The sequence below is a fragment of the Nocardioides sp. genome (assembly GCF_016462705.1).
Lineage (GTDB): Bacteria > Actinomycetota > Actinomycetes > Propionibacteriales > Nocardioidaceae > Nocardioides.
Genome location: NZ_JAEMSS010000252.1, coordinates 1 through 4774, shown reverse-complemented (window position 1 = coordinate 4774; position 4774 = coordinate 1). Strand labels below are relative to the sequence as shown.

General features: G+C 71.5%; 6 protein-coding genes. All 6 read right to left on the bottom strand.

All coding sequences use genetic code 11. The annotated features are described in order from the left end of the window. Positions 1 to 75, bottom strand: a 75-nt coding sequence (locus JHD21_RS20735; protein ID WP_292679276.1) for a triose-phosphate isomerase, incomplete at its 3' end; no start/stop codon positions are given. 42 nt (positions 76 to 117) lie between these two features. Next, positions 118 to 1326, bottom strand: coding sequence for a phosphoglycerate kinase (locus JHD21_RS20730; protein WP_292679274.1), 1209 nt, complete (start codon positions 1324 to 1326; stop codon positions 118 to 120). A gap of 10 nt (positions 1327 to 1336) precedes the next feature. Beyond that, on the bottom strand, positions 1337 to 2332 hold the full coding sequence (gene gap / locus JHD21_RS20725; RefSeq protein ID WP_292679271.1) for a type I glyceraldehyde-3-phosphate dehydrogenase: 996 nt from the start codon (positions 2330 to 2332) through the stop codon (positions 1337 to 1339). A 184-nt stretch (positions 2333 to 2516) separates the two neighbouring features. Further along, entirely contained in the window at positions 2517 to 3500 is a 984-nt protein-coding gene (whiA, locus tag JHD21_RS20720; RefSeq protein ID WP_292679268.1) for a DNA-binding protein WhiA, read from the bottom strand. Positions 3501 to 3576: 76 nt separating this feature from the next. After that, positions 3577 to 4545, bottom strand: coding sequence for a uridine diphosphate-N-acetylglucosamine-binding protein YvcK (gene yvcK / locus JHD21_RS20715; RefSeq protein WP_292679265.1), 969 nt, complete (start codon positions 4543 to 4545; stop codon positions 3577 to 3579). Positions 4546 to 4550: 5 nt separating this feature from the next. After that, a partial coding sequence (locus JHD21_RS20710; RefSeq protein WP_292679262.1) for an RNase adapter RapZ occupies positions 4551 to 4774 on the bottom strand: 224 nt, incomplete at its 5' end.

Genomic DNA, 4774 nt, shown 5'->3' with positions numbered 1-4774 from the left:
CAGCGTCCAGGCGAGCTTCTGGACCAGCACCACCGCTTCCTGGTGGTTGAGGTTCATCTTCCAGTTGCCCGCCATCAGCGGGGTACGAGTGGTGGCCACGAGGCGTCAGTAAACCCTTCAGTCTTCGAGGACGGCGATTCCCGGGAGGGTCTTGCCCTCGAGGAACTCCAGGCTGGCGCCCCCACCGGTGGAGATGTGGCCGAACGCGTCGTCGGCGAAGCCCAGCTTGCGGACCGCCGCGGCCGAGTCGCCGCCACCGACGACGGAGAGCCCACCCTTGGCGGTCACCTCGGTCAACGCCTCGGCGACCGCCCGGGTTCCGTCGGCGAACGCCGGGGTCTCGAACACCCCCATGGGGCCGTTCCAGAACACGGTGGCGGCGCCGGCGACCACCTCGGCGAAGGCCCGGCCGGAGTCGGGGCCGATGTCCAGGCCGATGCTGTCGTCGGGGATGGCGTCGATGGGGACCACCTGCGGTTCCGGCTCGCGGTCGCCGGACGGGAACGCGGTGTCGACCACGACGTCGGTCGGCAGCACGATCCGGACGCCCGCCTCCTCGGCGCGCACCAGGTACTCCCGGCAGACGTCGACCTGGTCCTCCTCGAGGAGGCTCTTGCCCACCCCGTGCCCCTGGGCGGCGAGGAACGTGAAGACCATGCCGCCACCGATGAGCAGCTCGTCGGCCTTCTGGATGAGGTTGTCGATGACGCCGAGCTTGTCGGAGACCTTGGAGCCGCCCAGCACCACGGCGTAGGGACGCGCGGGGTCCTCGGTCAGCCGCCGCATGACCTCCAGCTCGGCGGCCACCAGGCCGCCCATCGCGTGCGGGAGCCGCTGCGCGACGTCGTAGACGGACGCCTGCTTGCGGTGCACGACGCCGAAACCGTCGCTCACGAAGGCGTCGGCGAGGGTCGCGAGCTGGTCGGCGAACGCGCCCCGCTCGGTGTCGTCCTTGCTCGTCTCGCCCGGGTTGAACCGGACATTCTCGAGCACCGCGACCTGGCCGTCCTCGAGGCCCGCCACGACCTCCTGGGCGGACGCCCCGACCGTGTCCGTCGCGAACTCGACGTCCCGGCCGAGCAGGTCCCCCAGGCGCGCGGCGACGGGGCGCAGGCTGTACCGCTCCTCGGGCGCGCCCTTGGGCCGGCCGAGATGCGCGGTCACCACGACCCGCGCACCCGCCTCCGCGAGTGCCCGGATCGTCGGCAGGCTGGCCCTGATCCGGCCCTCGTCGGTGATCGTGGTGCCGTCGAGCGGGACGTTGAGGTCCGACCGGACGAGCACGCGCTTCCCGCTGACCTCGCCGAGCCCGGCGTACGCACCCATGGTCAGTGCCTCAGAGCGTCTTGCCGACGAGCTCGACCAGGTCGACCAGCCGGTTCGAGTAGCCCCACTCGTTGTCGTACCAGCCGACGACCTTGACCTGGTTGCCGATGACCTTCGTCAGCGGGGCGTCGAAGATGCAGGAGGCCGGGTCGGTGGTGATGTCGCTGGAGACGATCGGGTCCTCGCTGTAGCGCAGGATGCGGCCGTCCGCCGCCGCCTTCATCACGGCGTTGACCTCCTCGACGGTGGTCTCCCGGCCGGCCTCGAAGGTGAGGTCGGTGGCCGAGCCGGTCGGGACCGGCACCCGCAGCGCGTAGCCGTCGAGCTTGCCCTTGAGCTCGGGCATGACCAGGCCGATCGCCTTGGCGGCGCCGGTGGAGGTCGGCACGATGTTGGTCGCCGCGGCGCGAGCGCGGCGCAGGTCCTTGTGCGGGCCGTCGAGCAGGTTCTGGTCGCCGGTGTAGGCGTGCACGGTGGTCATCAGGCCCTTGACGATGCCGAACTCGTCGCTGAGCACCTTGGCCATGGGCGCGAGGCAGTTGGTGGTGCAGGAGGCGTTGGAGATGATCGTGTGCGCCGCCGGGTCGTAGTCGCCCTCGTTGACGCCGAAGACGATGGTGACGTCCTCGTTCTTGGCCGGCGCCGAGATGATGACCTTCTTGGCGCCGCCGTCGACGTGCGCCTTGGCCTTGGTCGCGTCGGTGAAGAAGCCGGTCGACTCGATGACCACGTCCGCGCCCACGCCGGACCAGTCGAGCTGGGCGGGGTCGCGCTCCTCGAAGACCTTGAAGGTGTGTCCGGCGGCGGTGATGTCGGTGTCGGTGTGCGTCACGTCACCGTCGAGGCGACCCAGGATCGAGTCGTATTTCAACAGCGTCGCCAGCGTCTTGTTGTCGGTGAGGTCGTTGACGGCCACGATCTCGATGTCGGCACCTGAGGCCACGACGGCCCGGAAGAAGTTGCGGCCGATGCGGCCGAAGCCGTTGATGCCTACGCGAACAGTCACGATCTGTTGCTCCTGAGGTCGATGGAACGTTCCAAGCCGACCTTATCGGTGACTGGTGGGTAGCCGAACTCTGCGCTCGGTCACCGGTCCAGGGGTCTTTCGGCACTGGCGCGCGGCGCCGGCGCCTGCGTCACCATCTGCTGATCGGGCCGGTCGGGATCGCCGCGGCCAAGGGTCGGCAGCTCTACTCGTCGGCCAACATCTCCGGGGTGAGGGACGACTCGGTGTCGGGGATGCCGAGCTCCTCGGCCCGGCGGTCCGCCATGGCGAGCAGCCGGCGGATCCGGCCGGCGATCGCGTCCTTGGTCAGGACCGGGTCGTGCAGCTGGCCGAGCTCCTCGAGCGAGGCCTGCTTGTGCTCCAGCCGCAGGTCGCCGGCCTGGCGCAGGTGGTCGGGGATCTCGTCACCGAGGATCTCCAGGGCTCGCTCGACGCGGGCGCCCGCGGCCACGGCGGCGCGGGCCGAACGGCGCAGGTTGGCGTCGTCGAAGTTCGCCAGCCGGTTGGCGGTGGCGCGCACCTCGCGGCGCATCCGGCGCTCCTCCCAGGCCATCAGCGACTCATGGGCACCCAGGCGGGTGAGCAGCTGGCCGATCAGGTCGCCGTCCCGGAGCACGACCCGGTCGACCCCACGGACCTCGCGAGCCTTGGCCTGGATGCCGAGGCGGCGGGCCACGCCGACCAGGGCGAGCGCCGCCTCGGGACCCGGGCAGGTCACCTCCAGCGACGACGACCGGCCGGGCTCGGTGAGCGAGCCGTGCGCCAGGAAGGCGCCGCGCCATGCGGCCACCGCGTCGCATCCCCCACCGGAGACCACCGCCGGGGGGAGGCCGCGGACCGGGCGGCCGCGCTGGTCGAGCAGACCGGTCTGGCGAGCCAGCGCCTCGCCGTCCTTCACCACGCGCACGAGGTAGCGGCTGCCCTTGCGGATCCCGTTGCCCTGCACCATCACGACGTCGGAGTCGTGGCCGTAGACCTCGGCCACGTCGGTGCGCAGCCGACGGGCGGCGGCACCGGTGTCGAGCTCGGCCTCGACCACGATCTTGCCGTTGACGATGTGCAGTCCGCCGGCGAAGCGGAGCATGGTGGCCACCTCGGCCTTGCGACAGCAGGTCTTGGTCGTCTGGGTGCTGGCCAGCTCGGACTTCACCTGTGCCGTCATCGCCATGGGGCGATCCTCGCACGCACGTCAACAACCCTCGGAACCCACCGGAACCCATGTGGCGCCTGGGTTCTGGGGTTCGTCACTGCTCCAGGATCGCCGCGAACGCCGCCGCCAGCTTGACCGGGTCGTGGCGTGCGCTGCCAGGGCTGTCGGCCACGTCGTGGACCGCGAGCGAGGCGCCGTACGCCGCCACGACGTGCTCCAGCTCGGCCAGGTCCTCGGCCGGGCCGCCCGCGTCGACGAGCACCGTGTGGACCTTGAGATCCGGGGCGTGCTCCGCGAGCACCGCCAGGTGGTCGGCCGGGGCGAACCCGGGTGTCTCACCGACCTCGTCCACGAGGTTGAGGACGACGACGATCCGGGCGTCGGTGCTGACCAGGGCCCGTCGCAGCGCCGGGACCAGCAGGTGCGGGATCACCGACGTGAACCAGGAGCCCGGGCCCAGGACCACCCAGTCGGCCCGTTCGATGGCGGTCAGGGCCGCCGGTGCCGCGGGCGGGTCGGCGGGGACCAGGGCGATCGAGTCGATGATGCCGTCGGTGGTCGCGATCTCCACCTGACCGCGGACGCTGGTGAGGGCCTCCGGGTCCCCTGGCACGAGGCCCCGGACCTCGGCGGTGATGTCCATCGGGGTCAGGGCCATCGGCAGCACTCGGCCCGTGGCCCCGAGCAGCCTGCCGACGTAGTCGAGGGCGTCCACGTGGTCGCCGAGCAGCTCCCAGAGCCCGACGATGAGCAGGTTGCCGACCACGTGCCCGTTCATCTCCCCCTCCCCGGCGAACCGGTGCTGGAGGACCTTCGACCAGGTCACGTCCCAGTCGTTGGTGCCGCAGAGCGCGGCCAGGGCCATCCGCAGGTCCCCGGGTGGGAGCACGCCGAACTCCCCGCGCAGCCGGCCCGACGAGCCGCCGTTGTCGGCGACGGTGACGACCGCGGTGAGGTCGTCCACGACCAGGTCGTCGACGAGCAGCCGCAGGGCGGACAGGGAGGCGTGCAGGCCGTGCCCTCCCCCGAAGGCGACGACGGACTGGGCGACCTCGCGTGGCACGGGGGTCACTCCCGCCCCAGGTCGCGGTGCACCGCCCGGGCGTCGACGCCGCGCCCGGTGAGCCGGCTCACCAGCTCCTCGGAGATCGCCACGCTCCGGTGCTTGCCTCCGGTGCAGCCGATGGCGACCTGAGCGAACCGCTTGCCCTCGCGCAGGTAGCCGTCGGCGACCCCCGCGATCAGGTGGGTGTAGGTCGACAGGAACTCCTCCGCCCCCTCCTGCCCCAGGA

Bases quoted from the DNA above. Each gene is read 5' to 3' on its own strand.
- whiA (WP_292679268.1), bottom strand. From the start codon at position 3,500: ATGGCGATGACGGCACAGGTGAAGTCCGAGCTGGCCAGCACCCAGACG.
- JHD21_RS20730 (WP_292679274.1), bottom strand. From the start codon at position 1,326: ATGGGTGCGTACGCCGGGCTCGGCGAGGTCAGCGGGAAGCGCGTGCTC.